This is a genomic window from Pseudomonas sp. B21-012 (genome assembly GCF_024749305.1).
GTDB lineage: Bacteria > Pseudomonadota > Gammaproteobacteria > Pseudomonadales > Pseudomonadaceae > Aquipseudomonas.
In genome coordinates, this window is sequence record NZ_CP087197.1 from 3,715,014 (window position 1) to 3,741,020 (window position 26,007).

The window sequence follows — 26,007 nt, forward strand, 5'->3', positions numbered from 1 at the left end:
ACCATGTCCATGCAATCCCAAGACATCGTCCGCCGCTCAGCCACCAACGTGCTGACCCCGGCGCCGCACACCCGCGATCACCAGGCCGAAGTGGCCAAGCTGATCGACGTGAGCATCTGCATCGGCTGCAAAGCCTGCCAGGTGGCCTGCAACGAGTGGAACGACCTGCGTGACGAGGTCGGCCACAACGTTGGCGTGTACGACAACCCGGCCGACCTGTCGGCCGAAACCTGGACGCTGATGCGTTTTGATGAAGTCGAAGATGAAAGCGGCAAGCTCGAGTGGCTGATCCGCAAGGACGGCTGCATGCACTGCGCCGACCCCGGCTGCCTGAAAGCCTGCCCGCAACCGGGAGCGATCATCCAGTACGCCAACGGCATCGTCGACTTCCAGTCCGAGCACTGCATCGGTTGCGGCTACTGCATCGCCGGCTGCCCGTTCGATGTGCCGCGCATCAGCAAGAAGGACAACAAGGCCTACAAGTGCACGCTGTGCGTCGACCGCGTGTCGGTCGGCCAGGAGCCGGCCTGCGTCAAGACCTGCCCCACCGGGGCAATCAACTTCGGCAGCAAGCAAGACATGCTGCACCAGGCCAGCGAACGGGTCACCGAGCTGCAGGGCCGTGGCTTTGCCGGGGCCGGCATCTACGACCCGCAAGGCGTTGGCGGCACCCACGTGGTCTACGTACTGCAGCATGCCGACAAGCCGCAGCTGTACCACAAGCTGCCCACCGACCCGCGCATCAGCAACGCCATCCAGGGCTGGAAAGGCTGGATGAAACCGGTGGCCGCGGCGGCGTTCTTCGCCACCCTGGCCGGCACCCTGTTCCATTACATCGGCGTCGGCCCCAACGAAGTCGATGAACAGGACCAGAAGATCGAAGAGGATACCCACGCATGAACAAGGACAAACTGATCCTGCGTACGCGCTTCATCGAGCGCGCCAGCCACTGGTTCATGGTGATCTGCTTCTTCGCCGTGGCGCTGTCGGGGCTGTCGTGGTTCTTCCCCTCGCTCAACGGCCTCAACGCGGTGTTCGGCACCCCGCAGCTGGCGCGCATCCTCCACCCGTTTTTCGGCGTGGTGGTATTTTTGCTGCTGATGTTTCTGTTCGTGCGCTTCGTGCGCTACAACCTGCCGGAACGCGAAGACCTGCAGTGGTTCAAGAACGTCAAGCAAGTGCTGGCCGGCAAGCATGAGCCGGCGCTGAACATCGGCAAGTACAACGCCGGGCAGAAGATCCTGTTCTGGGGCATCATGGCCCTGATCAGCCTGCTGCTGCTCAGTGGCGTGGTGATCTGGCGGCCGTATTTCGCGCCGCTGTTCAGTATCCCGACCATCCGCATCGGCTTGCTGGTGCATGCACTGGCCGGCATCAGCCTGATTCTGCTGATCATCGGCCATGCCTACCTGGCATTCTGGGTCAAGGGTTCGATCCGCGGCATGGTCACCGGCTACGTCAGCCGCAGCTGGGCCAAGACCCACCACGACCGCTGGTACCGCCAGCTGAACAGCAAGCAAGGCAAAGCCGGGAGCGACAAATGAGCAGCATCCAGATGACCCCGGTGCAGACGCCCAGCGGTGGCGTCAACGAGATCGTCGCGGTACTGCTGCCGTCGCTCAAGGACCGTTACTCAAAACGCGCGGCGCGCCTGCGCCAGCTGGCCGACGGCCACGCCATGGGCGATTACCTGGGGTTTTGTGCCGGTATCGCCGAGGCTCAGCAGCAACTGCTTGCCACCCTGCCACTGCCTGAAGCGCTGGCGGCCGGGTTGGCGGCGCGCCTGGACGCCGGCCGGGCGCCGCTGGCAAGCGCAGAGTACCCGCGCGACGCTTACTGGCAGCAACTGCTCGGCGCCTTGATCGAGGCACTGTACGGCGACGCCACGCCAGCGGTGCGCAGCACCCTCGACGCCTTGCGCGGCTACTCGCCAGCGCAACTGGAAGAGCGCGCCAGCGCCTTGCTGGCCGGTAGCTACGAGCAGGTCGACAGCGGCCAGGCGCTGTTCCTCTGGAGCGCGCTGTCGCTGTACTTCACCCAGTTGGCCAATGCCCTGCCGGCTTCGGCCAGGGCCTCGCTGGGCGAACAGCGCCAGCACTGCCCGGTGTGCGCCAGCGCGCCGGTGGCCAGCGTGATCATGAACGGCGCCCAGGCCGGCCTGCGTTACCTGCATTGCAGTTTATGCGAGAGCCGCTGGCACATGGTTCGGGTAAAATGCAGCAACTGCGAAGCCACCGGCGCCCTCGACTACTGGTCGCTGGAGCGTCAGGATGCCGCGATCAAGGCCGAGAGCTGCAACGACTGCCACAGCTACCTGAAAGTGCTGTACCCGGAAAAGGACCGCGACCAGGAAGTGCTGGCCGATGACCTCGCTTCGCTGGCGCTGGACGCCGAAGTGGAGCGCGAGGGTTATGGGCGCAGTGGTGTCAGCCCGTTTCTGTTTCCCGGCTGATAAAGCTATCGCGGGGCAAGCCCCGCGATGCCCCCTTTTCACCCCACACCCGGAACCCCCATGGGCATCAAGAAATCTTCCGCCGAACTCAAGCGCGACCTCAAGGCCGTCGCCGGCAACCTGGAACGCACCGCCGGTGAAATCAGCAAGCTGGCCGAGCGCATCGACGGCGTCGACGTGGTTGCCGTGCTGCACCTGATGAACCGCCTGTACAAAGACTCCGACAAGCTCAAGGCCTACGCCGACGAAATCAAGGTCGGGCGCATCGTGCGTGGCAAGGCCGAGTAGCCAGGCCATGCGCCGACGACTGACTAGCAAAAGCTGCCAGGGCTCTTACACTTGATCTGAACGGTTGACGCCTGTAGACATGCTTGCAGCCAACCTTGACGAGATGGAGCCTGTCGCGATGCCGAGCCTGGATTTTCTCATTACCTCATTGATCGTCGTGCTGATTCCCGGCAGCGGCGTGATCCTGACCATCTCCACCGCCCTGGTGGCCGGCAAGCGCGCCAGCCTCTACACCGCGCTGGGCTGTACGGCGGGGATCGTCCCGCACCTGCTGGCCTCGATCCTCGGCCTGTCGGCGATCCTGCACACCAGTGCCCTGGCCTTCCAGGGCCTGAAGTTCGCCGGCGTCGCCTACCTGCTGTACCTGGCCTACGCCACCTGGCGCGACCGCTCAGCCTTCGCCGTCGACAGCAACAGCGCGGTGGGTAGCGCTGGCAGCCTGATCCTGCGGGCCTGCCTGCTGAACATCCTCAACCCGAAACTGACGATTTTCTTCCTGGCGTTCCTGCCGCAGTTCATCAGCGCCGAGGCGGGCTCGGTGAGCGGGCAGATGCTCAGCCTGAGCGCAGTGTTCATGCTCATGACCTTCGTGGTGTTTGTGCTGTATGGCCTGCTGGCCAACCTGTTCCGTCGCGCGGTGATTGAATCGCCGCGGGTTCAGAACTGGCTGCGCCGCAGTTTTGCTGCCTCTTTTGCCGGCCTGGGCCTGAACCTGGCGTTCGCCCAGCGCTGAGGAGCGCCTGCAATGAACCGCTGTGACGTACTGATTATCGGCGCCGGCCCCACCGGGCTGGTGCTGGCGCTGTGGCTGAGCAAACTGGGCATCAAGGTGCGGATCATCGACAGGACCAGCGGCCCCGGCACCACCTCCCGGGCCCTGGCGGTGCAGGCGCGGACTCTGGAGCTGTACCGCCAGCTGGACCTGACCGAGGCAGTCCTCGCCCAGGGCCACCAGGTGCCGGCGGCCAACCTGTGGGTCAAGGGCGAAACCGCCGCGCGGCTGCCGTTCAACAGCATTGGCGCCGAACTTACGCCCTACCCGTTCCTGCATATCTACCCGCAGGACCAGCACGAGCAACTGCTGATCGAGCGCCTGCAGCGCTTTGCGGTGGCCGTCGAACGGCAAACCGAGCTGCTCGGCTTCAGCCAGGACGCCGAAGGCGTCACCGCCCGCCTGCGCCATGCCGACGGCGTCGAGGAAGTCTGCCAAGCCGATTACATCGCCGGTTGCGACGGCGCCCGCTCGACGGTGCGCAAGGTCCTGGGCATCGGCTTTCCCGGCGGCACTTACGAGCAGGTGTTTTATGTCGCCGATGTCGATGGCGCGGGGCCGGCGTTCAATGGCGAGCTGCACGTCGACCTCGACGAGGCCGACTTTCTCGCCGTATTCCCACTGGCCGGCAGCGGCCGCGCGCGGTTGATCGGCACGGTGCGCGACGCGCGTGCCGAACACCCCCGCGACCTGCGTTTCGAGGATGTCAGCCAGCGCGCCATGGAGCACCTGAAGGTCGAGATCCATCAGGTCAACTGGTTCTCTACCTACCGCGTGCACCACCGGGTGGCCGAGCAGTTTGGCCACCAGCGCGCCTTCCTGCTTGGCGACGCCGCCCACGTACACAGCCCGGCCGGTGGCCAGGGCATGAACACCGGCATCGGCGATGCCATCAACCTGGCGTGGAAACTGGCGGCGGTGTTGCAAGGCAGCGCCACCGAGGCCCTGCTCGAAACCTACGAAATCGAGCGCAGTGCTTTTGCCCAGCGGCTGGTGGCGACCACCGACCAGGTGTTCAACTTCATCACCGCCGACGGCCGCCTGGCCGCCCTGCTGCGCACCCGCCTGGCCCCCGTGCTGCTGCCGCGGGTGGCGGCGCTCAAAGCTGCGCGGACGTTTTTGTTCCGCACCGTTTCGCAAATCACCCTGAACTACCGCGACATGCCCCTGAGCGTCGGCAGCGCCGGCCAGGTACACGGTGGCGAGCGCCTGCCGTGGGTCAGCGACGGCGCCCACGACAACTTTGCCGGGCTGGCGCGGATGCGCTGGCAGGTTCAGGTCTATGGTGCGGCCAGCGGCAGCCTGGTGGCCTGGTGCAGCGAGCGCGGCATGCCGCTGGAAGTGTTCGAATGGTGCGACGCCCACGAGGCGGCCGGCTTGCAGCGGGACGGCGTGTACCTGCTGCGCCCGGACAGCTACGTCGCCCTGGCCCAGGTCGGCGCCGGGCCAGAGGTGCTCGAAGAGTACTTCAGTGCACGCGGGATGCGCGGATACTAGCGCTGTTGTGCGAGAATGCGCGCAGGTTTCGCCTCTCTATCTGCTAAGGAATGGCATCATCAGAATCCTCACCTCTTTGCTCCTGGCCTCGACCCTGTTCCTGGCCAGTTGCGGCACTTTTCTTGCGCGCGGCTCCAACAACTATGGCAGCGGCGACTACTACAAAGGCACCCAGGCCAACGTCCAGTTACTGACCACGATTGGCGCCAGCGGCTACGAAGGTTATTCAACGATATTCTGCTGGGTGACCATCGTCTGCCCGGTGGCTGCGATTGTCACCCTGCCGGCGGACATGGTGGTCGACACCGCCCTGCTGCCCTATGACTCGATGAACTGAAATGCCCCGGCTCGACTACCGCCGCGTGGCGTTTCTGAATATCTACATCAATGACTTCATCATCTATATCGGCGCGCCGCTGATGGTGCTGACCCTGTTCGACTGGATGCCGAAAAGCCTGGGCACCACCATTATCCTGGTGGTTCTGGGCCTTGGCTGCCTGACCTTCCCGTTGTCGATGCTGGTGCGCTGCCCACTGTGCAACGCAGCGATGATGCACTTGTACAAGGATGAGGTCGGCACCGCGCTGTCACGCCGGGTCGGCTTCAGCGAAGTGCGCAAGCTGAAGAAGGTGCGTTGCCTGGGCTGCGATGGGCTGCTGAAGATTCGCGATTGATCGCGGGGCAAGCCCGCTCCCACAGGTTTTGCGCAGTCCGTGTGGGAGCTGGCTTGCCGGCGATGGGCTGCAACGCAGCCCCTAGGCGCGGGCAAAACGGTAGGTCGTTACCGCACACAACAACAACCCCGCCAGGGCCAGCGATCCGCCAACATAGCCGATATTGCCCAGGCCCATGTGCACGCTGACCAGGCTGCCGATCAGCGCCCCGGCACCAATGCCGATGTTATAAATGCCGGAGAACATGGCCATGGCCACGTCGGTGGCGTCCGAGGCGAGGATCAGCACCCTGGACTGCAACGCCAGGCTGAAGCACATGATCGACACACCCCAGAACACGCTCAAGGTACCCAGCAGGCTGAAGTCGCCGGCCAACGGCAGCAACAGCAGCAGACAGGTCGCCAGCATGGCGATCGCGCCGATCAGAAAGCCCTGCGGGAATCGCTCGCTGTAGCGGCTGAACAGCACCGAGCCGAACACCCCGGCGCCGCCAAACAGCAACAGCAGCACGGTGGTCAGTTCGCCGCCGATCTGCGCGACGTTCAGGGCAAACGGCTCGATGTAGCTGTAGGCGGTGAACTGCGCGGCAATCACCAGCGCCACCAGCACATACACGGTGACCAGCGCCGGGCGCTTGAACAGCACCGGTACGCTGCGCAACGAGCCGGAGTTCTGGCTCGGCAGCAGCGGCAGCGATTTGACCAGGCACAACAAGGTTGCCAAGGCCACCCCGGCAATCGCCAGGAAGGTCGTGCGCCAACCCAGGGCCTCGCCCACCACCCGCCCCAGCGGAATGCCCATGACCATCGCCAGGGTGGTACCGGTTGCCAGCAGCCCCAGGGCCTTGGCCTGTTGCCCCGGCGGCGCTACGCGCACTGCCAGCGAGGCAGTAATGGCCCAGAACACCGCATGGGCCAGGGCGATGCCGATACGGCTGACCAGCAGCATGCCAAAGCTCTGCGCCACCCCCGAAAGCAAATGGCTGAGGATGAACAAGGCAAAGACGATGATCAGCAACTTGCGCCGCTCGATATTGCGGGTCAGCAGCATCATCGGCAGCGAGGCCAGGGCCACCACCCAGGCATAGATGGTCAGCATCAGGCCGACCTGGGCGGTGGACATGTCGAAGCTGCGGCCGATGTCGCTGAGCAGCGCCACCGGGACGAATTCAGTGGTGTTGAAAATGAAGGCCGCCAGGGCCAGGGCGATGACACTCAGCCAACTGCCGGTTCGCGCATCCACGGATGTATTCATGAGTAAAGCCTTGCTCCGAGTCGTTTGCGGTTGCCGGGAACGAAAACGCGCCCAGCGCCAGACACTCATGCCGGTCGGGCCTGAGTGAAGCGTGTGCGCTGAGGAATGATTTATAAGTATGCGGGGTATCGCTTGCTGGCAAGGATAGTACGTCAGCACCGAAGCTGTCACAACCGCGCAGGCGTGGAGTACCATGGCCCGATTCGTTCATGGAAGACTCCCCGCTATGTCGCAACCCTCCCAGGCTTTGGCCAACATCCTCGACAATGACAGCCTGATCGGCGCTATCGACCAGGGCCTGGCGCCGCAGTACCTGTACTTCTGGGGCCACCGGCAAAAGGTCGAGGGCAAGCCGGACAAAAGCTGCTTCAGCCAGTGGTTCGAGGCCGCCTTCAAAGAGCACGGCCACCACTACCCCAGCGCCGAGCACTACATGATGGCCGGCAAGGCGCGGCTGTTCGACGACCAGGCAACGTTGGCGAAAATTCTCGCCGCGCGCACGCCGGCCGAGGCCAAGAAGCTGGGCCGCGAAGTCGCCGGCTACGATGACGCCGCCTGGGTGGCCGAGCGCTCGGCGATCGTCGAGCAGGCCAACCTGCTCAAGTTCGAACAGAACCCGGGGCTGCGCACATTTCTACTCTCTACCGCCGGCCAGGTGCTGGTCGAGGCCAGCCCGGTGGACAGCATCTGGGGCATCGGCCTGGACGCCAAGGCCGCGCAAGCGGCCGATCCACGCCAGTGGCAAGGGCTGAACCTGCTCGGTTATGCGCTGATGCGGGTGCGCGAGCGCCTGGCTGGCTGAGGGCCCAGCGCAGGATTTTTCTGCGCTGCTACACTTTATTCGCGCAGATGGAGGATTCCCTCATGTCCGATAAAGAGATCACCACAGCCCTTAACCTGATCAACCAGCGCCAGGCCCGGCTCGCTTCGGCGTGCAAGGAGATTGCCGACTGGATCGACCGCCAGGGCGATGTGCCGGTGGCCGGCAAGATCCGCGACACCCTCAAGGCCGTCGAAGCCGATGATCAGCTGGTCAGAAAAACCCTCACCTCGCTGAGCGTCGAACGCCCGCTGCCGCGTTTCCGCTAGCCCGCAAAGGCGGGTGGCGGGTGCGCGACACGCGTGAGGTCAATCGCCCAAGAGCCTGGGTCGCCAGTGCCAGGTGCTGTTTATCGTCTACGATTTCCAGCAACTTCTGGCACATTCCGGTGACTGGCTGTCAATGAATATCCTTTACGACGAAAACGTCGATGGTGCCCTGCCCGCCGTCGACAAGCAGGCGCTGCTGCAGGCCTTGCAGGCACAACTGCCCGATCTCGATATCCTCCACGCCGAGGAAGACCTCAAGCCCTACGAATGCGATGGCCTCTCGGCCTACCGCACACTGCCGCTGCTGGTGCTGCTGCCACATACCCTCGAACAGGTGCAAGGCATCCTCAGGCTGTGTTTTGCCCGCAAGGTGCCGGTGGTCGCCCGTGGCGCCGGCACCGGCCTGTCGGGCGGCGCCTTGCCCCTGGAAAAAGGCGTGCTGCTGGTGATGGCGCGCTTCAACAAGATCCTCGCCATTGACCCCGCCGCGCGCACCGCGCGGGTGCAGCCGGGGGTGCGCAACCTGGCGATCTCCCAGGCCGCCGCGCCTTATGAACTTTACTACGCACCCGACCCGTCGTCGCAGATCGCCTGCTCGATCGGTGGCAACGTCGCCGAAAATGCCGGCGGCGTGCACTGCCTGAAATATGGCCTGACCGTGCACAACCTGCTCAAGGTCGAGATCCTTACCGTTGAAGGCGAATGCCTGACCCTCGGTGCCGACAGCCTCGACGCCCCGGGCTTTGACCTGCTGGCGCTGTTCACCGGCTCCGAAGGCATGCTCGGGATTATCACCGAAGTAACGGTCAAGCTGCTGCCCAGGCCGCAGGTGGCCAAGGTGCTGCTGGCGGCTTTCGACTCGGTGGAAAAAGCCGGGCGCGCGGTTGGCGACATCATCGCTGCCGGGATCATTCCCGGTGGCCTGGAGATGATGGACAACTTGGCGATCCGCGCCGCTGAAGACTTCATTCATGCCGGCTACCCGGTCGACGCCGAGGCGATTCTGCTGTGCGAGCTGGATGGCGTCGAAGCCGATGTGCACGACGATTGCGAGCGGGTACGTACCCTGTTCGAACAGGCCGGTGCCAGCGAAGTACGCCAGGCCCGTGACGAGGTGGAGCGGGTGAAGTTCTGGGCCGGGCGCAAGAACGCCTTTCCGGCGGTCGGGCGAATATCAGCCGATTATTACTGCATGGACGGCACCATCCCGCGCCGCGAGCTGCCCCATGTGCTGCAACGCATCGCCGCGCTGTCGCACAAATATGACCTGCGGGTGGCCAACGTCTTTCATGCCGGCGACGGCAACATGCACCCGCTGATCCTCTTCGATGCCAACCAGCCCGGCGAGCTGGAGCGCGCCGAAGCCTTTGGCGGCGAGATTCTCGAACTGTGCGTGAGTGTCGGCGGCAGCATCACCGGCGAGCATGGCGTCGGCCGCGAGAAGATCAACCAGATGTGCGCGCAGTTCAGCAGCGACGAGCTGACCCTGTTTCACGCAGTCAAGGCCGCCTTCGACCCCCATCGCTTGCTCAACCCCGGCAAGAACATCCCGACCCTGCAGCGCTGCGCCGAGTTTGGCGCCATGCATGTGCACGCCGGGCAACTGCCCTTCCCCGAGCTGGAGCGCTTCTGATGCTGGCGCACAACAACGATGCCAGCCAGGCGCTGCTCGAACAGGTCAACCAGGCCCGCGCCGAGGGCACGCCCTTGCGCATTCGAGGCGGCGCCAGCAAGGCTTATCTCGGCCGCCCGGTGGCCGGGATCGAGCTCGATACCCGCGAGCACCGCGGCATCGTCAACTACGACCCGACGGAGCTGGTGATCACCGCCCGCGCCGGCACGCCGCTGAGCGAGTTGGCAGCGACGCTTGAGGCCGCCGGGCAGATGCTGCCCTGCGAGCCGCCGCACAGTGACGACGGCGCCACCCTCGGCGGCATGCTCGCTGCCGGGCTGTCGGGGCCACGCCGGCCCTGGGCAGGCTCGGTGCGTGACTACGTGCTCGGCACCCGGGTGATCAGCGGCCTGGGCCTGCACCTGCGCTTTGGCGGCGAGGTGATGAAGAACGTCGCCGGCTACGACCTGTCGCGGCTGATGGCCGGCAGCTTCGGCTGCCTGGGGCTGATCAGCGAGGTGTCACTGAAAGTGCTGCCCAAGCCGCGCTGCGACGCGCACATCGCCCTGCAGCTCGACCCGCAGCAAGCCCTGCTGAAACTGGCGCAATGGGGCCAGCAACCGCTGCCGATCAGCGCCGCCTGCCATGACGGCAATGTGTTGCGCCTGCGCCTTGAAGGCGGTGAAGGTTCGGTCAAGGCCGCCCGCGACCGGCTCGGCGGCGAGCGCTTCGAGGCTTGCTGGTGGCAAGACCTGAACCACCAGCGCCTGGGGTTTTTCGCCGACCCGCGCCCGCTATGGCGCATATCCTTGCCCAACCACAGCCCGCTGCTGGAGCTGCCCGGCGAGCAACTGCTGGACTGGGCCGGTGCCCAGCGCTGGCTCAAGTCCGAGGCCCCGGCCGAGGCCATTCGCGCGGCTGCAAGCCGACTGGGCGGCCATGCCACCTGCTACAGCGCCAGCGACAGCCCGTTCCAACCCTTGCCAGCGGCCTTGTTGCGCTATCACCGGCAACTCAAGCAGCGCCTCGACCCGCAAGGGATCTTCAACCCCGGGCGGATGTACGCGGAGATCTGAGCCATGCAAACCACTCTGAGCGATGCCGCCAAACGCCTGACCCGCGCCGAAGAGGCCGAGCGCATCCTGCGCAGTTGCGTGCACTGCGGCTTTTGCAACGCCACCTGCCCGACCTATCAGTTGCTCGGCGACGAACTGGACGGCCCGCGCGGGCGCATCTACCTGATCAAGCAGGTGCTCGAAGGCCAGCCGGCCAGCGCCAAGACCCAACTGCACCTGGACCGCTGCCTGTCGTGCCGCAACTGCGAAACCACCTGCCCGTCCGGGGTCGATTACCACAACCTGCTGGACATCGGCCGCGCCGTGGTCGACCAGGCGGTGGCCCGCCCGCCGCTGCAGCGGGCCTTGCGCAGCGGCCTGCGTAACCTGGCCAGCCACCCGACAGCGTTCAAGCGCCTGGTGCAACTGGGGCGCAGCGTCGACAGCCTGCTGCCGGCAGCGCTCAAGGCCAAGCTGCCGCGCTCGGCAGCCACGGCCCAGGCGCGCCCGCAAGCGCACCATGAGCGACGGGTACTGCTGCTTGAAGGCTGCGTGCAACCGGGCCTGTCGCCCAACACCAATGCCGCCACGGCGCGGGTGCTCGATCGCCTGGGCATCAGCGTCACCGCCACGCCCCAAGCCGGCTGCTGCGGCGCCGTCGACTATCACCTCGATGCCCAAGCCCGTGGCCTTGAACGCGCCCGGCACAACATCGACGCCTGGTGGCCGGCCATCGAGGCCGGCGCCGAAGCCATCGTGCAAACCGCCAGCGGTTGCGGCGCCTTTGTCAAGGACTACGCCAAGCTGCTGCACGGCGATGGGCAGTACGCAAGCAAAGCCCGGCGGGTCAGCGAACTGGCCAGGGACCTGGTCGAGGTCGTCGCGGCCGAGCCGCTGGATAAACTGGCCTGCCACAGCGGCCAGCTGCTGGCGGTGCATTGCCCGTGCAGCCTGCAGCATGCGCAGAAGCTTGGCGGCAGCGTCGAGGCCCTGCTCAAGCGCCTGGGTTTCAACCTCAGCAATGTGCCCGACGGCCACCTGTGCTGCGGCTCGGCGGGCACCTATTCGCTGACCCAGCCGCAACTGGCCAGGGAACTGCGCGACAACAAGCTCGATGCCCTGGAAAGCGGCCGGCCGGATGTCATCGTCAGCGCCAATATCGGCTGCCAGACCCACCTCGATGGCGCCGGGCGCACCCCGGTGCGGCACTGGATCGAGCTGGTGGACGAGGCGCTAGCGAAGTCGCCAAGCCTGGCATAAGCTCAATCGGGCACCCCCTGTTCGACAACCCGAGGACTCGTCATGCGTCATCTTCTGCTTGTCTCACTGCTGGTCATCAGCCCCGCCGTTCTGGCCAGGACCGAATGCAGCACTGCTGAAAAGAACCAATGGCAGGACCAGAACAACTTTCAGGAAGAACTGAAAAAGCAGGGCTACGAGATCAAGGAGTTCAAGGTCACCAAGGGCAATTGCTACGAGATCTACGGCAAGAACAAAGACGGTAAAAAAGTCGAGATCTACTTCGACCCGGTCACCGGCAAGAAGGTCAAGGAAGAGATCGACTGAGGTGAGCGACGATAGCCTGCGCCTCTGGGACCCACTGGTGCGCGTGTGCCACTGGTCGCTGGTGGTGGTATTTGTCGGCGGCTATTTTCTCACCGAAGAAGGCGATGGCTGGCACCGCTGGCTGGGCTATTACGGCCTGGCGATCGTGCTGCTGCGCAGTGTCTGGGGCTTTGTCGGCAGCCCGGCGGCGCGCTGGGCGCACTTCTGGCCGACACCCACGCGGCTGAAGTGGCACCTGCAGGCCCTGTTCAGCGGCGCAGACTATCACCAACTCGGGCATTCGCCGTTGGGCGCACTGGTGATGGTGCTGATGTTGCTGCTGATGGCCGGCCTTGGCGTCAGCGGCTTCATGATGGAAGAGATCTACTACTTCTGGGGCGACGACGGCCTGCGCGATATCCATGAGCTGATGGCCGATGCCTTGCTGGCGCTGGTGTGCCTGCACATTGCGGCGGCGCTGTTCGAGAGCTGGCGGCTGAAGGAGAACCTGCCGCTGTCGATGCTCACCGGCAGGCGCCGGCGGCGCTGAAACGATCGCGGGTCAAGCCAGCACCCACCGAACTGTGGAACTGGCTTGCCAGCGATGGGCTGCGCAGCAGCCCTCTATCAGTGCTGCATAGGCTGGTGATCATGCCCATGCATGACTTGCGCATTCAACGCCCGCACCGGCGCTTTCACTTCGATGGTCTGCTTGACGCCCTTGGCATCCTCGACCACCAGGGTCAGCGGCACTTGCTCGCCTTCCTTGAGTTGCTGGTTGAGGTCCATGAGCATCACGTGATAACCGTTGGGGTCAAGGCTCACCGCCTTGCCGGCCGGCAGCGGCAGGCTGTCGACCTCGCCCATTTTCATCACGTCGTTTTCCATGGTCATCTGGTGCACCTGCACGGTCCTGGCCACCGGCGAGGCGACGCTGAGCAGCTTGCTGTCGGTGCTGGCGGTAAGGGTCATGAAAGCACCGCTGGACTTCTGGTTGGGCACGGTGGCGCGCGCCCAGGCGTCGCTGACGGTGGTTTCGGCCATGGCCGGCAGGGCCAGGCCGATCAGGGCCAGCGCGGCCAGGGTACGTTTGACAGGGTTGCGAAGCATTAACACACCTCCATGACAGTGAGCAGGTCTTCTGCGCACTCTTTTGCATTGAGCGAATGGGACAGGCCCAGGCGCAGCTGGCCGCGGGAATCGAAGACGTAGCTGGTCGAGGTGTGCGAGATGGTATAGGTATCGCCGGCTGGCACCTTCTCGTAGAACACACCGAACTCGCGGGCGGCTGCCGCGGTTTCTTCGAGGGTGCCGGACAACGCCACGAACGAGGGGTCGAAGGCCTTGACGTAGGCGTCGAGCACCTCGGGGGTATCGCGCTCGGGGTCGAGGCTGATGAACACCACCTGCAAAAAGCCTGCATCGCGGCCCATCAGCTTCTTGATCTGCACCGCGCGCGCCAGGGTGGTCGGGCACACCGCCGGGCACTGGGTGAAACCGAAGAACACCATCGGCATCGAACCCCAGAAACTCGAGAGGGTACGGACGTTGCCTTGGGTATCCTTGAGCTTGAACGAACGGCCGAGGATCTTGTTGCTCATGTCCTTGCCGTACTTGAAGTCCAGCGCGCCACCGGAACGGGGGTCGCAACCTGCAAGGGCGCCGAGGCCCAGCAGGCTGATCCCGGCAACAACCTGGCGCCGGGTCAGTAAATCAGTCATGTAACCATCCTTTCGGGAAGGTGCCAGCCCCTGGATAGAGGGCATGTCGAGAAACCTTCGCATTTTGTCATGGTGGTGGACGCAGGTTCCAGCGCGCAGCGCCCCGTACGTCTGTATCCCAGTAATTACGGGGTGCGGCCTGTTGTCGCAGGCAGTGACAAGAAACATCCGGCAACGTCTACGGTAATAATGACGCATCCTGCTCGCCTCTCACTCGTGGAGCCCTCCCCATGCTCAGCAAGGCCGTACTGACCCAACACGAAGTCGCGCAACTGCTTGCCGCCGCCCGCGCCGAAGCCCAGGCCAACCAGTGGCCGGTGAGCATCGCCGTGGTCGATGACGGCGGCCACCCGCTGGCCCTCGAACGCCTGGACGGCTGCCCGCCGATCAGCGCCTACATCGCCCAGGAAAAAGCCCGCACCGCGGCCCTGGGGCGCAAGGACAGCAAGGTCTACGAAGACATCATCAACGGCGGGCGAACGGCCTTTCTCTCGGTGCCGGTGCTCAACGCCACCCTCGAAGGCGGCGTGCCGCTGCGGGTGGACGGCCAGGTGATCGGCGCGGTGGGTGTTTCCGGGGTCAAGTCGGAGCAGGATGCGCAGGTGGCCAAGGTGGCGATCGCCGCGTTGCTGGCGACCCTGGGCAGCTAAAACCCCCTCGTTTTTTTTCGCCACGGTCGCCTGACTGGGAAAGCCTGCGCCTATCGCTATATAATTTTGTATATTACGAAAATTGTACGCGATCAGCAGGCCGCAGATGGACCAGTCAAGTTACCCGGGCGCCCCTGACCCTTCGCACCTCGAGGTCTACGAGCCGGCCAGCCCGGCACCGATCAAGCCCAACAGTACCGGGCGGCGCAACCGTGCACGGATCCTGCGCGAGGCGGCCAGAAGCTTTGCCTGCAAGGGTTTCGCCGCCACCACCATTGGCGATGTGGCGCGCTCGACCGGGCTGCCCAAGGCCAATATCAACTACTACTTCAGCTCCAAGCAGAACCTCTACCAGCAGGTGCTGGAGATGGTCGCCGTGCCCTACCTGCAGGCTTTCGCCCTGCTGCAGCCCGACAGCGAACCCGGCCCCGCCCTGGGCGGCATGATCCGCGCCAACCTGCGGCTGATCCGCAAGCAGCCCTGGGCGGCAAAAGTGCTGGCGGCTGAATTGCTGCACGGCGCGCGGCAGTTGCCTGGCAGCCATATCGAGCATCTGCAGGGCGAGGTCGAGCGCAGCCTCGATTGCCTGCGCCAGTGGATTGCCCGTGGCCAGTTGGCGGCGCTCGACCCGCAGCACCTGCTGATCAGCCTGTGGGCAACCACCCTGGCCTACGCTAATTTCGGCTCGCAACTGATGGCCGGGGGCGTCGGCAAGATCAACGAGAGCGAGCTGGAAGCGGGCGCGCAGACCCTCACGCAACTGTTGCTGCGTGGAGTGATAAACGCCTAAAACCGGATAAATTTCCTACATCAGTCACAAAACGGTACACATCCTGCTTACTGCGAGGCGACGCATCCTATGATGCGCCTTTCGTAACGACACATAAGGAAAAGTGCCGTGTTCAAACCGTTAGCAGTCGCTGTAAGCCTGGGTTGTGCAATGTTGTCCTCCGGCGCCAGCGCCTATGAATATGGGCAATATGCCGGGCAGACCCTGGACCGTCTGATCAACGACTACCCCGGACGTTACCGCGGTACCGCCAGTTTCGAAGGTGCTACCGCCCTGATGCAAACGCAACTGGGCTTCGGCTACCAGACCCGCCGCCAGGACTTCACCTGGGCCGGCAACCGCAGTTCGCAGAACGTCATCGCCTCCGCCGCGGGCCAGAACAGCACCTACGTGGTGCTCGGCGCCCACTACGACACCTACTTCGGCCGCCCTACCCTGCAAGGCCTGGACGACAACGCCTCGGGCGCCGCCGTGCTCACCGAGATCGCCCGCAACCTGGGCGGCGTGGCCCTGGAGAACGGCCTGGAAGTGGTCGGTTTTGGTGCCGAAGAAGAAGGCCTGCGCGGTTCGCGCGCCTATGTCGCGTCATTGAGCGACAGCCAGCGCGCCAACCTGTTGGGCATGATCAACCTCGACAGCCTGATCACCGGCGACAAGATGTACGCCCACGCCGCCAGCAACAGCATCGCCAACCCGGCCCTGGGCGCCTACCGCGACCAGTTGCTGCGCATCGCCCAGGAGATGAACATCGCGCTGTTCACCAACCCCGGCCTGAACCCCGAATACCCGGCCGGCACCGGCTGCTGCAGCGACGGCGAAAGCTTCAACAGCCTCAACGTGCCGGTGCTGTTCATCGAGGCCACCAATTGGGAGCTGGGTGAACTGGACGGCTACGAGCAGACCGACAACCCGGCGATCCCCGGCGGCTCGACCTGGCACGACCCGGCTGAAGACAACCAGCAAGTGCTGACCAACGCCTTCGGCCAGCAGCGCATCGACCAGCGCCTGAGCGACTTCTCGCGGTTGCTGACGCGCCTGGTGCTGGAACTGACCAACGCCGACCTGCTCGCCTCCACCGCCTCCGGCGGCGCCATGGCGCGGCAGATGGAAGACCAGTTGCAACGCCAGCACCAGGCCCTGACCCGCCTGCATGACCGCCGCTGGCTGAGCCTGCTGGACGCCACACGGGCGGTCGGCAGCTTTGATGGTGAAGTGGGTGTCGAAGGCGAAGTTTCGCCAGACAGCGGTTTCGATGCGCCGGGCAACCCCGAGTCGAAACGCGTGGGCGTTTATGGCGTTGGCGATTACCGTCTCAATGAAGCCCTGACTGTCGGTGCCAGCCTGAGCTTCCAGCGCAGCCGCGACGCCCTCGACCACGGCGGGCGCATCGAAGGCGACGCCTGGCAGGCCGGGCTGTTTGCCCTGCTCAACGACGGCGGCCCGCAATGGCTGGCCGGCGAGCTGAGCGCCGGGCATACAAGCTTTGATACCAAGCGCTCGGTGTACATCCAGGCCAGCAACGGCCCGGTGCTGCTCGACCAGCGCCTGTCCGGCGACACCTCGGCGTGGTTCTGGGGCGCGCGGCTCGACGGCGGCTACGACTTCAGCTTCGGCGCCTTGAAGACCGGCCCGGTCGCGGGCCTGGACTACATGCACTACCGCATCGACGACTTCCACGAAGACGAAAGCCTGCGCACCGCCCTGGGCTACGAGAAGCAGAACTACGACGCCCTCGAAGCCAGCCTCGGCTGGCGCCTGCATGGCAGCGTCGGCCTGGGGGCGAACATGGCCCTGCAACCCTACGCCAGCGTGCGCTGGGTACGCGAACTGGCCGATGGCCGCCTGGACGAGATCGACCTCACCAGCAATGCCGACGGCCGTGTGCGGGTAGCGGACATGGGCAGCGTCGACAAGGACTTTGGTCGCGCGCAAGTGGGCGCGCAGTTGATGTTCACCGAGCAGTTGGGGGTGTTTGCCGAGGTCAACAGCCGCTTTGCCCATAGCGAAGGTAATCAGGCTGGCTACTCGCTGGGCGTGCAATGGCAGTTTTAACCCTGTAGGAGCGGGCTTGCCCCACGATAGCGGTCTGTCAGTCATATCGCAATCGCGGGGCAAGCCCGCTCCCACAGGAACAAAAGGATATAAAAATAACAAAACAATCTAACAATTTGGAATAAACAAATTGAAGGGCCTGCGCGGGCTCCTTATATTTTCGGGCATGCCTTGCCCTTGAATCCCAGGAGTCCGCCCATGTCGCACACGCCCCATTCCCCTCTGCGTCGCCTGCTCACCGGCGGCCTGTTTGCCGCCCTGGCGGCGCTGATCCTGCCCGCCCCGCTGGCCCATGCCGAAGCGAGCAAGACCCTGCGCATCGGCTACCAGAAGTTCAACAGCATCAACATCCTCAAAGGCAGCGGCGCCCTGGAAAAAGCCCTGGAGCCACAAGGGGTGAAAGTCAGCTGGTACGAATTCGCCGCCGGCCCGCAGTTGCTTGAAGCGCTGAGCACCGGCGCCATCGACCTTGGCCATGCCGCCGATGCACCCTCGGTATTTGCCCAGGCTGCCGGCAAGCCGGTGGTGTACCTGGCTGCCGAGCAGCCCTACCCCAAGGGCATCGGCCTGGTGGTGCGCGACCAGGACCACATCGCCAACGTCGCCGCCCTCAAGGGCCAGCGCGTGGCCACCGGTCGCGGCTGGAACGCCCAGTACCTGCTGGCCGTGGCCCTGCAGGATGCCGGCCTGAGCTACAAGGACATCACCCCGGCCTACGTCAACAATGCCGCCGACGCCGTGGCCGCACTGCAGTCCGGTAGCGTGCAGGCCGTGACCCTGTGGGACCCGTTCCTCGCCGCCGCCGAACAGCAACCGGGCCTGAAGAACCTGCGCGACGGCAGCGGGCTGTCCAACAACCGCACCTTCTACCTGTCCTCGGCGGCCTTTGCCGACGACAACCGCGCGCTGCTGAAGACCTTCTTCAGCGAACTGGCCAAGGTCAGCAACTGGGCCAACCAGAAGCCCGACGAAGTCGCTGCCCTGCTGGCACCGCAACTGGGTATCGGCGCCGATGTGCTGCAGGTGGCCAGCGAGCGGCGCAACTACAACGCCGTGGCCATTGACGCAAAAATTACCGCCGAGCAGCAGAAGCTTGCCGACACCTTCCAGGGCCTGGGCCTGATCCCCAAAGCGCTGAAGGTGGCCGATGCGGTCTACCCGGTGTCGGTCCTGCCCTGAGTACAGACCATGTCCAAGACCATCCGCTTCAACGCTTTCAGCATGAACGCCGCCACCCACCAGTCCCCCGGGCTGTGGCGCCATCCGCGCAACACCAGCGTCGATTTCAATCGCCTGGGTTACTGGACCGACCTCGCCCGCCTGCTCGAACGCGGGCTGTTCGATGCGCTGTTCATTGCCGATGTGCTGGGTATCTATGACGTCTACCAGGGCAGCGCCGACGGCGCCCTGCGCGGCGGCGTGCAGGTACCGGTCAACGACCCGCTGCTGATCGTCCCGGCCATGGCCGGGGTCACCGAACACCTGGGCTTTGGCATCACCTTTTCGCTGACCTACGAGCACCCGTACCCCTTCGCCCGGCGAATGTCCACGCTCGATCACCTGAGCGCCGGGGGGTGGGCTGGAACATCGTCACCGGTTACCTCGACAGCGCCGCACGCAACCTCGGCCTGGCGCGGCAACTGGGCCACGACGAGCGCTACGAGCTGGCCGAGGAATACCTGCAGGTGCTGTACAAGCTCTGGGAAAAAAGCTGGGACGACGATGCCGTGGTGCAGGACCGTGCCAGCGGCCAGTTCCTCGACCCGGCCCGGGTGCACCCGATCAACCACCAGGGCGAGCACTTCCAGGTGCCCGGCATTCACCTGAGCCAACCCTCGCCGCAGCGCACGCCGGTGCTGTTCCAGGCCGGCGCCTCGCCGCGCGGCCTGCGCTTTGCCGCCGACCATGCCGAATGCGTGTTTATCAGCGCGCCGACCCAGGCGGCGCTGAGCGGCTATGTCGAGAGCATCCGCAAGGCCACCCGCGACGCCGGCCGGCCTGAACAGGACGTGCTGATCTATGCCCAGGCGCTGCTGATCGTCGCCGACAGTCGCCAGGCGGCCGAGGCCAGGCTGCAGGAATACCGCCAGTACGTGGACGTCGAGGCGGCGCTGACCCTGCTGTCGGGCTGGACCGGCATCGACTTCGCAGGGGTCGACCCCGACGCGTTGATCGAATACATCGACAACGACGCCGGCCGCACTGCCCTGGCGGTGTTCACCAAGGCCGACCCGAACCGGCGCTGGACCGTGCGCGAAGCGGCCGAGTTCGTCAGCCTCGGCGGCCGCGGCCCGGTGTTGCTCGGTTCAGCGTCAGAGATTGCCGATCAACTGGAAGACTGGCTCGACCACACCGGTATCGACGGTTTCAACCTCACCTATGCGGTAGTGCCCGACGACCTGCACGCGGTGGTCGAGCAGGTGGTGCCCGAGCTGCAACGCCGTGGCCGTTATCGCACGGCATATGAAGACGGAACCTTGCGCCACAAGCTGTTCGGCCGCGGTGACCGTTTGCAGGCCGAACACAAGGGCCGGCTCGTCCAGATCTGATCCCAGGCACTATGCTCTGAACAGTCGCCCAACCGCTGGAGCCTGTTCATGCGCCTTCGCCTTGTCTTGTGCCTGTTGCTGGCCCTCAGCAGCGGCGCCAGCGCCACTGAACAGTGGCACCTGGCGCAGGATGAAGACGGTATCCAGGTGTACCTCAGCGAGGTGCCGGGTTCGCCCTACCAGCAGTTTCGCGGCGTGGCGTTGATCAAGGCCAGCGTGTCGACCTTGAGCGAGCTGCAGGAAAACCTGCGGGTTGCCTGCAAATGGCTGTACGGCTGCGCCGACATGCGCCTGCTCAAGGTCGAGGGCGACAGCACCTGGGTCTACCTGACCACCGCCCTGCCCTGGCCGGCCAGCACCCGCGACATGGTCATCCAGGTGCAGAGCGAGCGCCGCGACGACGGCAGCCTGGTACGGCGCATCAAGGCCGTGCCGGGCATGGTCAAGCATGTGCCGGGGCAGATCCGCGTGCGCCAGCTCCAGGGCCTGTGGACCTTCGTGCCCAAGGGCGAGCAACTCACCGAAGTGACCTACCAACTGCAGGCCGATCCGGCCGGCGACATTCCCTCGTGGCTGGCCAACCAGTTCGTCCTCGATGCCCCCAGCGTGTCCTTGCGCACCTTGCGCGCGGTGGCCGAGCGCCAGGGTGGTTCAGCGCCCTGAGCTGCGCCCTGCATGGTTTTTGTCGTCCGCGGCTTGTTGGCGGCCCGCACCCGAGCCTTAGGCTCGAAAGGGTGTGCCATAACGACAAAAAATGGAGTTGCCATGCCCTTCCCAACCCTGCACCCACGTACCCGCCTGGCCTGCCTGATCACAGCGTGGTGCCTGAGCCAGCCCCTGCACGCCGCCCAGGCCCCGGCCAGCGCCAGCGAACCGACGCGCAGCAGCAATGCCGCTGTGCTGAGCCAACTGCCGTTTGCCGACCGCGCCGATTACCAGGCCGCTACCCGTGGCCTGGTTGCGCCGTTCACCGGCAAGATCAGCGATGCCGCCGGCAAGCCGGTATGGAGCCTTGAGGACTACAGATTTCTCGCCGCCCAAGACAGTCCCGACAGCGTCAACCCCAGCCTCTGGCGCCTGGCCCAGCTCAACGCCCATGCCGGCTTGTTCGAGGTCGCGCCACGTTTGTACCAGGTGCGCGGCCTGGACCTGGCCAACATGACGATCATCGAAGGCGACGACGGGCTGATCATCATCGACCCGCTGACCACCGCCGAAACCGCCCGCGCCGCGCTGCAGCTGTACTACCAGAACCGCCCGCAAAAACCGGTGGTGGCGGTGATCTACAGCCACAGCCACACCGACCATTTTGGCGGCGTGCGCGGGGTCATCGACGAGGCCGACGTCAAGGCCGGCAAGGTCAAGGTGTTCGCCCCCAGCGGCTTCATGGAGCACGTGATGAGCGAGAACGTCTATGCCGGCAACGCCATGAGCCGGCGCGCCCAGTACCAGTTCGGCGTGTACCTGCCGCGCGGCCCCCAGGGCCAGGTCGACACCGGGATCGGCAAGGGCTTGACCACCGGTGGCAGCATCACCCTGATCGAACCCACCGAGCTGATCAGCAAGCCCTACGAGACCCGCACCGTGGCCGGTATCGAACTGGAGTTCCAGCTGACCCCGGGCACCGAAGCGCCAGCGGAAATGAACCTGTACCTGCCGCAGTTCAAGGCCCTGGGCATTGCCGAAAACGCGGTGCAGACCCTGCACAACATTCTCACCCCGCGCGGCGCCCAGGTACGTGACGCCAAGGCCTGGTCGCAGTACCTGGACGCCAGCCTGAGCCGTTACGGCGACAAGACCGAGGTGCTGTTCGGCCAGCACAACTGGCCGACCTGGGGCGCAGAGCAAGTGCGTACGCTGATCGCCGACCAGCGCGACATGTATGCCTTCCTCAACGACCGCACCTTGCACTTGCTCAACCAGGGCCTGACGCCGATGGAAATCGCGCAGAACATGCAGACCCTGCCCGGGGAGCTGGCGAACAAGTGGTACGCCCGTGGCTACTACGGCTCGCTGAGCTTCAACGCGCGGGCGGTGTACCAGCGCTACATGGGTTTTTACGACGGCAACCCGGCCAACCTCAACCCGCTGCCGCCGGTCGAGAGCGCCCGGCACTATGTCCAGGCCATGGGCGGCGGCGAGGCGGTGCTGGCCAAGGTGCATGCGGCGATGGACAAGGGCGAGTACCGCTGGGCGGTGCAACTGGGCAACCAGCTGCTGTTTGCCGAGCCCGACAACGCCCAGGCGCGCAGCACTCAGGCGCAAGCGCTGGAACAGCTCGGTTACCAGAGCGAGAACGCCACCTGGCGCAACATGTACCTGACCGGTGCCATGGAACTGCGCGATGGCCCGCCGAGCCAGGCGGGCAGTTCGGTGTCGGTGGACATGGTGCGGGCGCTGACCGCGGACATGTTCTTCGACTACATGGCGGTGCGCGTCGATGTCGACAAGGCGGTGGGCCATGACCTGAACCTGAACTGGAGCTTTACCGACCCGGACCAGGCCTACAACCTGACCTTGCGCAATGGCGTGCTGACCCACCGCGCGGGCCTGAACCCCAAGGCCGATGCCAGCTTGAGCATGAACAAGGCGACCCTTGAACAGATCAGCCTCAAGCAACTGGACTTCCCGACGGCGATGCAAAAAGGCCTGATCAAGGTCGAAGGCAACGGCAAGAAAATCGCCGAACTGCTGGGCACCCTCGACAGCTTCAGCCCGCAGTTCAATATCGTTACGCCTTGAGGGCCCTCATCGCTGGCAAGCCAGCTACCACAGGTCTGAGTACACCGCACCTGTGGAAGCCTGCCTGCCGGCGATCGAGCCCGCAGGGCTCGTGTGCTACTTGGCCCAGCGACGCAATTGCGAAGGGGTGTAATCGTCAGTCCTGGCAGTAAACCCTACGCGCATCGGCGCCTTCTCTTCGTTGCTCAAGCCACCGGCGTAATAACGCCCGGAGATCAGGTCGTACGAAGTCTCCAGCACGTTGTAGGTAAAGTCGTGATCATAGTGCTGGATCGCATGCAGCTCCGAGCTGCGCCACAACTCGCCGCGGCTGTCGTACTGATCCACCTGGGCGATCTGCCAGCTGTCTTCGTCCAGATAAAACCTGCGCTTGCTGTAGATATGCCGGGCACCGGGCTTGAGTGTGGCTTCGACCACCCAGACCCGATGCTTTTCATAGCGGGTATAGGCCGGGTTGATGTGGTTGGGCTTGACCAGTTCATCGAGCTTCACGGCGCGGCTGCCCAGGCGATAGCTGTTGTAGGGAATGTACAACTCCTGCTTGCCGATCAGCTTCCAGTCAAAGCGGTCCGGCGCGCCATTGAAGCCATCGATATTGTCGGCGGTGATCAGGCCGTTGCTGTAGCGCGCGCTGTTGTCATAAGCCAGCATCGGCGCCCGTCGCACTCGCCGTTGCGCCGGCAGGTATTGCCAGGCCGCACGCGGCTCGACGACCTGGTCGAGCGGTTCGTGCACCAGCACGGTCTCGCCGGCCAGGCGCGCCGGCTCCAGCACCCGGCTCTTGAACATGAACAGCACATTGGCGTTGGGTTCAAGGCCGGTGACCGCTTGGGCAAAACTTACCAGCGACTGCGCGCGGATATAGCTGACCGCACCGTTCTCACGCACCAGGGCAATACTGCTGAAGCGCTCAAAGCTGCCACCACGCCAGCGGGTCATGTGGTTCCACATCACCTCCATGCCTTCGGTCGGCAGCAGGAATGGAATACCGCGTGTGTAGTCGTGCAGGCCGTTGCCGCCATCGGCGAGAGTGGTCTTGCTGGCGTTGCTGCGGCTGTCGGCAAGTATCGCAGCGGGCAAGCGCGCACTGCGATGGGTCGGGTACACCGGCATCTGGTAGCTGCCCGGGTAGCGCTTGAACATCGCTATCTGGCCGGGGCTGAGCGCACTCTGGTACTGCCCGAGGTTTTGCGCGGTGATAGTGAACAGCGGCTTTTCACTGGCGAACGGGTCACTGTAGCCGCCGTTGCCATCGAGGCTGCCGGCGGTTTTGTCGAGGCCGCCGGTCCAGGCCGGGATGCTGCCGTCGGCATTGCCGGCGCGCTCCGAGCCCATGGGTGTGAGGGTCTTGTCCAACGGGCCGAGGTCTGTGCTCTTGGCCTGGGCCAGGGCGCTGACGCAGGTCAGGGCCAACAACAGGGGATGGATACGCATTTTTATTGTTCTCCTTAGAAATCGACCTTGAAGCTGACCGAGGCAAAATCACGGTCATCAAGGGTGCTGTAGTGGTTGGAACCGAAGAAGCTGTTGTAAGCCAGCTCCACGCTGTAATCGTTGAGGTAGTTGGCGGTAAGACTCAGGCCCAGGGCCTGCTGGCCTTCCTGGAACGGCCCGAGCGGGTCGTAGGAATAACCCTCGACGTCATGGCGCCAGTTGACCGCCGGAATCAGGTTCACGCCGGGCAACACATCGCTGTATTCAAGGCTGGCGCGCAGGCGATAGCCCCAGGACCAGTCGGTGGCAAAGCCCTTGTCGGTGCAGTAGCGGTTGGTCACTCCAGAGGCGACGCTGTTGCAGGCGCTGCCATTGCGCGGTGCGCTGCGGCCAAAGGCGGCATTGCGGCCCAGGCGCTCGTCACCGAGGCCGTCGATATGCACCACGCCGACTTCACCGAACAGGCTCAGGCGGGTGGCGCCGAGCACGTTGTCGATGGCCTGGGTCGCCGAGCTGGTCAGTTGCCACACGCCTTTGCGTTCCCAGCCATCCAGGCGATCGCCAGCGCGGATGTTGAAGCCCTCGGGCAATTGCACCCACGAGTTGCCGGCCGCTCCGGAGACCACCGCGGTGGTGACATCCGGGGCGTTGAAACTCAGCGGCATGTTCGGCCGATAACTGAGCTCGGCCGCCAGCGATATGCCGCTGTTGGGCTCGACGCCGTTGATGCTCAGCCCGTACAGGCGGATGTTCTCGGGGAAGGCCGCAGCGTACGAAGGCCCCTGCCCGCCCCCGGGAAAATTCCCTGGCAGCGCGGTGTTGCGCGCATCGAGGGTCAGGTACGGCAGGCGCGAGTGGTAGTTGATGAAGTACAGCGCCGCCTCGGCATCATTGAGCGCCGGCAGCATCTGGCGCAGGGCAAAACCGAACTGGCCGTTGTCGGACGGCGACTCGTTGCCACGCGCGCTGGCGTACAGGCCGCTGGCCTGCATCTGCTGGTCAGTGAGCACCTGGCCCAGGTACAGCGGCCCGCAGCCCGGCTGGATGACATCGCTGCCGGCAAAGAAGGTGCCGCAGCCATCGAGCACGCTGGGCCGCCAGTTGTACTGGTAGAAACCTTCAAGGTTGAGAGTGTCAGATACGCCGAAGCTGAACGAGAGCATCTCCACCGGCAGCTGGCCTTCCTTGATCTCGACCCCGGGGCGGTTGAAGGCGGTGATGTCCAGCGGGTTGATGACGTTGATACCGTTTTGGATCAGCAGCGCCTCACCCCACGACAGCACCTGCTTGCCAAACTTGAAACTCAGCGGATGACCGGCCAGCTCGAAGTCTTTCCACAGGTAGGCGTCGAGCACTTGCAGGCCCTGGAACCTGGCCAGGTCATCCCAGCCGCTGTCGTCGAAATCCTTGAAGCGGCCGTCGCCGGTTTCATAGGCATGGTCGTACCAGTACTTCAGGCGCACAAAGGCGCCCTGGCCCTGGCCGTCGAGGCTGAAATCGGTCAGGCCCTTGAAGGTTTGCGAGATCGGGTCGCCCTTCTTGAAGTTCAGGCGGTTGTCGTCGGCACTCACGCCCGTGCCATCGGCGTTCACGCCCTGGGCCTGCAGGGCATTGGCGCGGGTCATCAGGTGGCGGTCGGGGCTCTGGGTCGACCAGCTGCTGCCCAGGCTCAAGGTGCTGCGGGTGGTGAAACTCCAGTCTTCATTGATGTCGAAACTGGCGGCCTGTGCCGGTACTGCGCAGGCCGCCAACAAGGTCAGCAGCAAAGGTGATGGGGTTGAGCTTGTTGTTGTCATTATCGAGCTCCAATAGGGATCAAGCCCGATCAAGA

At 64.7% G+C, this 26,007-nt stretch carries 26 protein-coding genes and 1 pseudogene; 22 read left to right on the forward strand and 5 right to left on the reverse strand.

Going from position 1 to position 26,007, the window contains the following annotated elements; genetic code table 11:
* Positions 1-9: 9 nt before the first annotated feature.
* The 8 genes from fdxH (at position 10) to LOY37_RS16890 (ending at position 5,683) form a co-directional block, all read left to right on the forward strand.
* Positions 10-900 carry a formate dehydrogenase subunit beta gene (gene fdxH / locus LOY37_RS16855; RefSeq protein WP_275559268.1) on the forward strand — a complete coding sequence of 297 codons (891 nt, stop codon included), beginning with the start codon at positions 10-12 and terminating at the stop codon, positions 898-900.
* Positions 897-1,544, forward strand: coding sequence for a formate dehydrogenase subunit gamma (locus LOY37_RS16860; RefSeq protein ID WP_045194293.1), 648 nt, complete (start codon positions 897-899; stop codon positions 1,542-1,544). Before fdxH ends, LOY37_RS16860 begins: the two co-directional genes overlap by 4 nt.
* A complete protein-coding gene (gene fdhE, locus LOY37_RS16865) occupies positions 1,541-2,452 on the forward strand; it encodes a formate dehydrogenase accessory protein FdhE (protein ID WP_093381292.1) in 912 nt (303 codons plus the stop codon). The genes LOY37_RS16860 and fdhE overlap by 4 nt, the downstream gene beginning before the upstream one ends.
* A gap of 60 nt (positions 2,453-2,512) precedes the next feature.
* Positions 2,513-2,740, forward strand: coding sequence for a hypothetical protein (locus tag LOY37_RS16870; RefSeq protein WP_045194298.1), 228 nt, complete (start codon positions 2,513-2,515; stop codon positions 2,738-2,740).
* A gap of 118 nt (positions 2,741-2,858) precedes the next feature.
* A complete protein-coding gene (locus LOY37_RS16875; RefSeq protein ID WP_123565625.1) occupies positions 2,859-3,473 on the forward strand; it encodes a LysE family translocator in 615 nt (204 codons plus the stop codon).
* A gap of 12 nt (positions 3,474-3,485) precedes the next feature.
* A complete protein-coding gene (locus LOY37_RS16880; protein WP_258715332.1) occupies positions 3,486-5,009 on the forward strand; it encodes an FAD-dependent oxidoreductase in 1,524 nt (507 codons plus the stop codon).
* Positions 5,010-5,085: 76 nt separating this feature from the next.
* On the forward strand, positions 5,086-5,346 hold the full coding sequence (locus tag LOY37_RS16885) for a YceK/YidQ family lipoprotein (protein WP_309475528.1): 261 nt from the start codon (positions 5,086-5,088) through the stop codon (positions 5,344-5,346).
* Between the two features lies 1 nt (position 5,347).
* A complete protein-coding gene (locus tag LOY37_RS16890; RefSeq protein ID WP_258715333.1) occupies positions 5,348-5,683 on the forward strand; it encodes a hypothetical protein in 336 nt (111 codons plus the stop codon).
* A gap of 81 nt (positions 5,684-5,764) precedes the next feature.
* Here the strand turns inward: LOY37_RS16890 and LOY37_RS16895 are convergent, their stop codons facing one another.
* Positions 5,765-6,937, reverse strand: a complete 1,173-nt coding sequence (locus LOY37_RS16895) for a sugar transporter (RefSeq protein ID WP_258715334.1) — start codon at positions 6,935-6,937, stop codon at positions 5,765-5,767.
* 226 nt (positions 6,938-7,163) lie between these two features.
* Between LOY37_RS16895 and LOY37_RS16900 the strand changes: the two genes are divergently transcribed.
* The 7 genes from LOY37_RS16900 (at position 7,164) to LOY37_RS16930 (ending at position 12,788) form a co-directional block, all read left to right on the forward strand.
* A complete protein-coding gene (locus tag LOY37_RS16900) occupies positions 7,164-7,739 on the forward strand; it encodes an NADAR family protein (protein ID WP_258715335.1) in 576 nt (191 codons plus the stop codon).
* Positions 7,740-7,801: 62 nt separating this feature from the next.
* Positions 7,802-8,026: a hypothetical protein gene (locus tag LOY37_RS16905; protein ID WP_010222367.1), complete on the forward strand. Its 225-nt coding sequence runs from the start codon at positions 7,802-7,804 to the stop codon at positions 8,024-8,026.
* Positions 8,027-8,159: 133 nt separating this feature from the next.
* Entirely contained in the window at positions 8,160-9,659 is a 1,500-nt protein-coding gene (gene glcD, locus LOY37_RS16910; RefSeq protein WP_093387457.1) for a glycolate oxidase subunit GlcD, read from the forward strand.
* Positions 9,659-10,714, forward strand: coding sequence for a glycolate oxidase subunit GlcE (glcE, locus tag LOY37_RS16915; RefSeq protein ID WP_258715336.1), 1,056 nt, complete (start codon positions 9,659-9,661; stop codon positions 10,712-10,714). Before glcD ends, glcE begins: the two co-directional genes overlap by 1 nt.
* A 3-nt stretch (positions 10,715-10,717) precedes the next feature.
* Positions 10,718-11,953: a glycolate oxidase subunit GlcF gene (gene glcF / locus LOY37_RS16920; RefSeq protein ID WP_258715337.1), complete on the forward strand. Its 1,236-nt coding sequence runs from the start codon at positions 10,718-10,720 to the stop codon at positions 11,951-11,953.
* 42 nt (positions 11,954-11,995) lie between these two features.
* Entirely contained in the window at positions 11,996-12,259 is a 264-nt protein-coding gene (locus tag LOY37_RS16925) for a PepSY domain-containing protein (RefSeq protein ID WP_123565618.1), read from the forward strand.
* Between the two features lies 1 nt (position 12,260).
* The gene (locus tag LOY37_RS16930) at positions 12,261-12,788 is read left to right on the forward strand and encodes a cytochrome b/b6 domain-containing protein (protein WP_258715338.1); all 528 of its coding nucleotides are present in this window, start codon (positions 12,261-12,263) and stop codon (positions 12,786-12,788) included.
* A 77-nt stretch (positions 12,789-12,865) separates the two neighbouring features.
* Here LOY37_RS16930 and LOY37_RS16935 read toward each other — a convergent pair whose 3' ends face one another.
* Both LOY37_RS16935 and LOY37_RS16940 read right to left on the reverse strand, forming a co-directional pair.
* Positions 12,866-13,348 (reverse strand): copper chaperone PCu(A)C, encoded by a 483-nt coding sequence (locus tag LOY37_RS16935; RefSeq protein ID WP_258715339.1) that lies wholly within the window; start codon positions 13,346-13,348, stop codon positions 12,866-12,868.
* On the reverse strand, positions 13,348-13,959 hold the full coding sequence (locus tag LOY37_RS16940) for an SCO family protein (RefSeq protein WP_038995914.1): 612 nt from the start codon (positions 13,957-13,959) through the stop codon (positions 13,348-13,350). The genes LOY37_RS16935 and LOY37_RS16940 overlap by 1 nt, the downstream gene beginning before the upstream one ends.
* Positions 13,960-14,189: 230 nt before the next feature.
* Here LOY37_RS16940 and LOY37_RS16945 point away from each other — a divergent pair, with 230 nt between their 5' ends.
* The 7 genes and pseudogenes from LOY37_RS16945 (at position 14,190) to LOY37_RS16975 (ending at position 22,742) form a co-directional block, all read left to right on the forward strand.
* Positions 14,190-14,609, forward strand: coding sequence for a heme-binding protein (locus LOY37_RS16945; RefSeq protein ID WP_258715340.1), 420 nt, complete (start codon positions 14,190-14,192; stop codon positions 14,607-14,609).
* Positions 14,610-14,715: 106 nt separating this feature from the next.
* Positions 14,716-15,399 carry a TetR/AcrR family transcriptional regulator gene (locus LOY37_RS16950; RefSeq protein WP_258715341.1) on the forward strand — a complete coding sequence of 228 codons (684 nt, stop codon included), beginning with the start codon at positions 14,716-14,718 and terminating at the stop codon, positions 15,397-15,399.
* Positions 15,400-15,507: 108 nt separating this feature from the next.
* Entirely contained in the window at positions 15,508-17,451 is a 1,944-nt protein-coding gene (locus tag LOY37_RS16955) for an autotransporter outer membrane beta-barrel domain-containing protein (RefSeq protein ID WP_258715342.1), read from the forward strand.
* Between the two features lie 198 nt (positions 17,452-17,649).
* Positions 17,650-18,630 (forward strand): aliphatic sulfonate ABC transporter substrate-binding protein, encoded by a 981-nt coding sequence (locus LOY37_RS16960; RefSeq protein WP_045194328.1) that lies wholly within the window; start codon positions 17,650-17,652, stop codon positions 18,628-18,630.
* A gap of 9 nt (positions 18,631-18,639) precedes the next feature.
* A pseudogene (locus tag LOY37_RS16965) lies at positions 18,640-20,000 on the forward strand (LLM class flavin-dependent oxidoreductase).
* A 48-nt stretch (positions 20,001-20,048) separates the two neighbouring features.
* Positions 20,049-20,663 (forward strand): START domain-containing protein, encoded by a 615-nt coding sequence (locus LOY37_RS16970; protein WP_045194331.1) that lies wholly within the window; start codon positions 20,049-20,051, stop codon positions 20,661-20,663.
* Positions 20,664-20,765: 102 nt separating this feature from the next.
* Positions 20,766-22,742, forward strand: a complete 1,977-nt coding sequence (locus LOY37_RS16975) for an alkyl/aryl-sulfatase (RefSeq protein ID WP_258715343.1) — start codon at positions 20,766-20,768, stop codon at positions 22,740-22,742.
* Between the two features lie 96 nt (positions 22,743-22,838).
* Here LOY37_RS16975 and LOY37_RS16980 read toward each other — a convergent pair whose 3' ends face one another.
* Together LOY37_RS16980 and LOY37_RS16985 are read right to left on the reverse strand one after the other, a co-directional pair.
* On the reverse strand, positions 22,839-24,176 hold the full coding sequence (locus LOY37_RS16980; protein WP_258715344.1) for a DUF1329 domain-containing protein: 1,338 nt from the start codon (positions 24,174-24,176) through the stop codon (positions 22,839-22,841).
* Positions 24,177-24,190: 14 nt separating this feature from the next.
* Positions 24,191-25,972, reverse strand: coding sequence for a DUF1302 domain-containing protein (locus LOY37_RS16985; protein ID WP_258715345.1), 1,782 nt, complete (start codon positions 25,970-25,972; stop codon positions 24,191-24,193).
* Positions 25,973-26,007: the final 35 nt, after the last annotated feature.

Excerpts from the sequence above, each read along its gene's own strand:
- fdxH (WP_275559268.1), top strand. The coding sequence starts at position 10 with ATGCAATCCCAAGACATCGTCCGCCGCTCAGCCACCAACGTGCTGACC.
- LOY37_RS16860 (WP_045194293.1), top strand. The coding sequence starts at position 897 with ATGAACAAGGACAAACTGATCCTGCGTACGCGCTTCATCGAGCGCGCC.
- fdhE (WP_093381292.1), top strand. The coding sequence starts at position 1,541 with ATGAGCAGCATCCAGATGACCCCGGTGCAGACGCCCAGCGGTGGCGTC.
- LOY37_RS16870 (WP_045194298.1), top strand. The coding sequence starts at position 2,513 with ATGGGCATCAAGAAATCTTCCGCCGAACTCAAGCGCGACCTCAAGGCC.
- LOY37_RS16875 (WP_123565625.1), top strand. The coding sequence starts at position 2,859 with ATGCCGAGCCTGGATTTTCTCATTACCTCATTGATCGTCGTGCTGATT.
- LOY37_RS16880 (WP_258715332.1), top strand. The coding sequence starts at position 3,486 with ATGAACCGCTGTGACGTACTGATTATCGGCGCCGGCCCCACCGGGCTG.
- LOY37_RS16890 (WP_258715333.1), top strand. The coding sequence starts at position 5,348 with ATGCCCCGGCTCGACTACCGCCGCGTGGCGTTTCTGAATATCTACATC.
- LOY37_RS16895 (WP_258715334.1), bottom strand. The coding sequence starts at position 6,937 with ATGAATACATCCGTGGATGCGCGAACCGGCAGTTGGCTGAGTGTCATC.
- LOY37_RS16900 (WP_258715335.1), top strand. The coding sequence starts at position 7,164 with ATGTCGCAACCCTCCCAGGCTTTGGCCAACATCCTCGACAATGACAGC.
- LOY37_RS16905 (WP_010222367.1), top strand. The coding sequence starts at position 7,802 with ATGTCCGATAAAGAGATCACCACAGCCCTTAACCTGATCAACCAGCGC.
- glcD (WP_093387457.1), top strand. The coding sequence starts at position 8,160 with ATGAATATCCTTTACGACGAAAACGTCGATGGTGCCCTGCCCGCCGTC.
- glcE (WP_258715336.1), top strand. The coding sequence starts at position 9,659 with ATGCTGGCGCACAACAACGATGCCAGCCAGGCGCTGCTCGAACAGGTC.
- glcF (WP_258715337.1), top strand. The coding sequence starts at position 10,718 with ATGCAAACCACTCTGAGCGATGCCGCCAAACGCCTGACCCGCGCCGAA.
- LOY37_RS16925 (WP_123565618.1), top strand. The coding sequence starts at position 11,996 with ATGCGTCATCTTCTGCTTGTCTCACTGCTGGTCATCAGCCCCGCCGTT.
- LOY37_RS16935 (WP_258715339.1), bottom strand. The coding sequence starts at position 13,348 with ATGCTTCGCAACCCTGTCAAACGTACCCTGGCCGCGCTGGCCCTGATC.
- LOY37_RS16940 (WP_038995914.1), bottom strand. The coding sequence starts at position 13,959 with ATGACTGATTTACTGACCCGGCGCCAGGTTGTTGCCGGGATCAGCCTG.
- LOY37_RS16945 (WP_258715340.1), top strand. The coding sequence starts at position 14,190 with ATGCTCAGCAAGGCCGTACTGACCCAACACGAAGTCGCGCAACTGCTT.
- LOY37_RS16950 (WP_258715341.1), top strand. The coding sequence starts at position 14,716 with ATGGACCAGTCAAGTTACCCGGGCGCCCCTGACCCTTCGCACCTCGAG.
- LOY37_RS16960 (WP_045194328.1), top strand. The coding sequence starts at position 17,650 with ATGTCGCACACGCCCCATTCCCCTCTGCGTCGCCTGCTCACCGGCGGC.
- LOY37_RS16970 (WP_045194331.1), top strand. The coding sequence starts at position 20,049 with ATGCGCCTTCGCCTTGTCTTGTGCCTGTTGCTGGCCCTCAGCAGCGGC.
- LOY37_RS16975 (WP_258715343.1), top strand. The coding sequence starts at position 20,766 with ATGCCCTTCCCAACCCTGCACCCACGTACCCGCCTGGCCTGCCTGATC.
- LOY37_RS16980 (WP_258715344.1), bottom strand. The coding sequence starts at position 24,176 with ATGCGTATCCATCCCCTGTTGTTGGCCCTGACCTGCGTCAGCGCCCTG.
- LOY37_RS16985 (WP_258715345.1), bottom strand. The coding sequence starts at position 25,972 with ATGACAACAACAAGCTCAACCCCATCACCTTTGCTGCTGACCTTGTTG.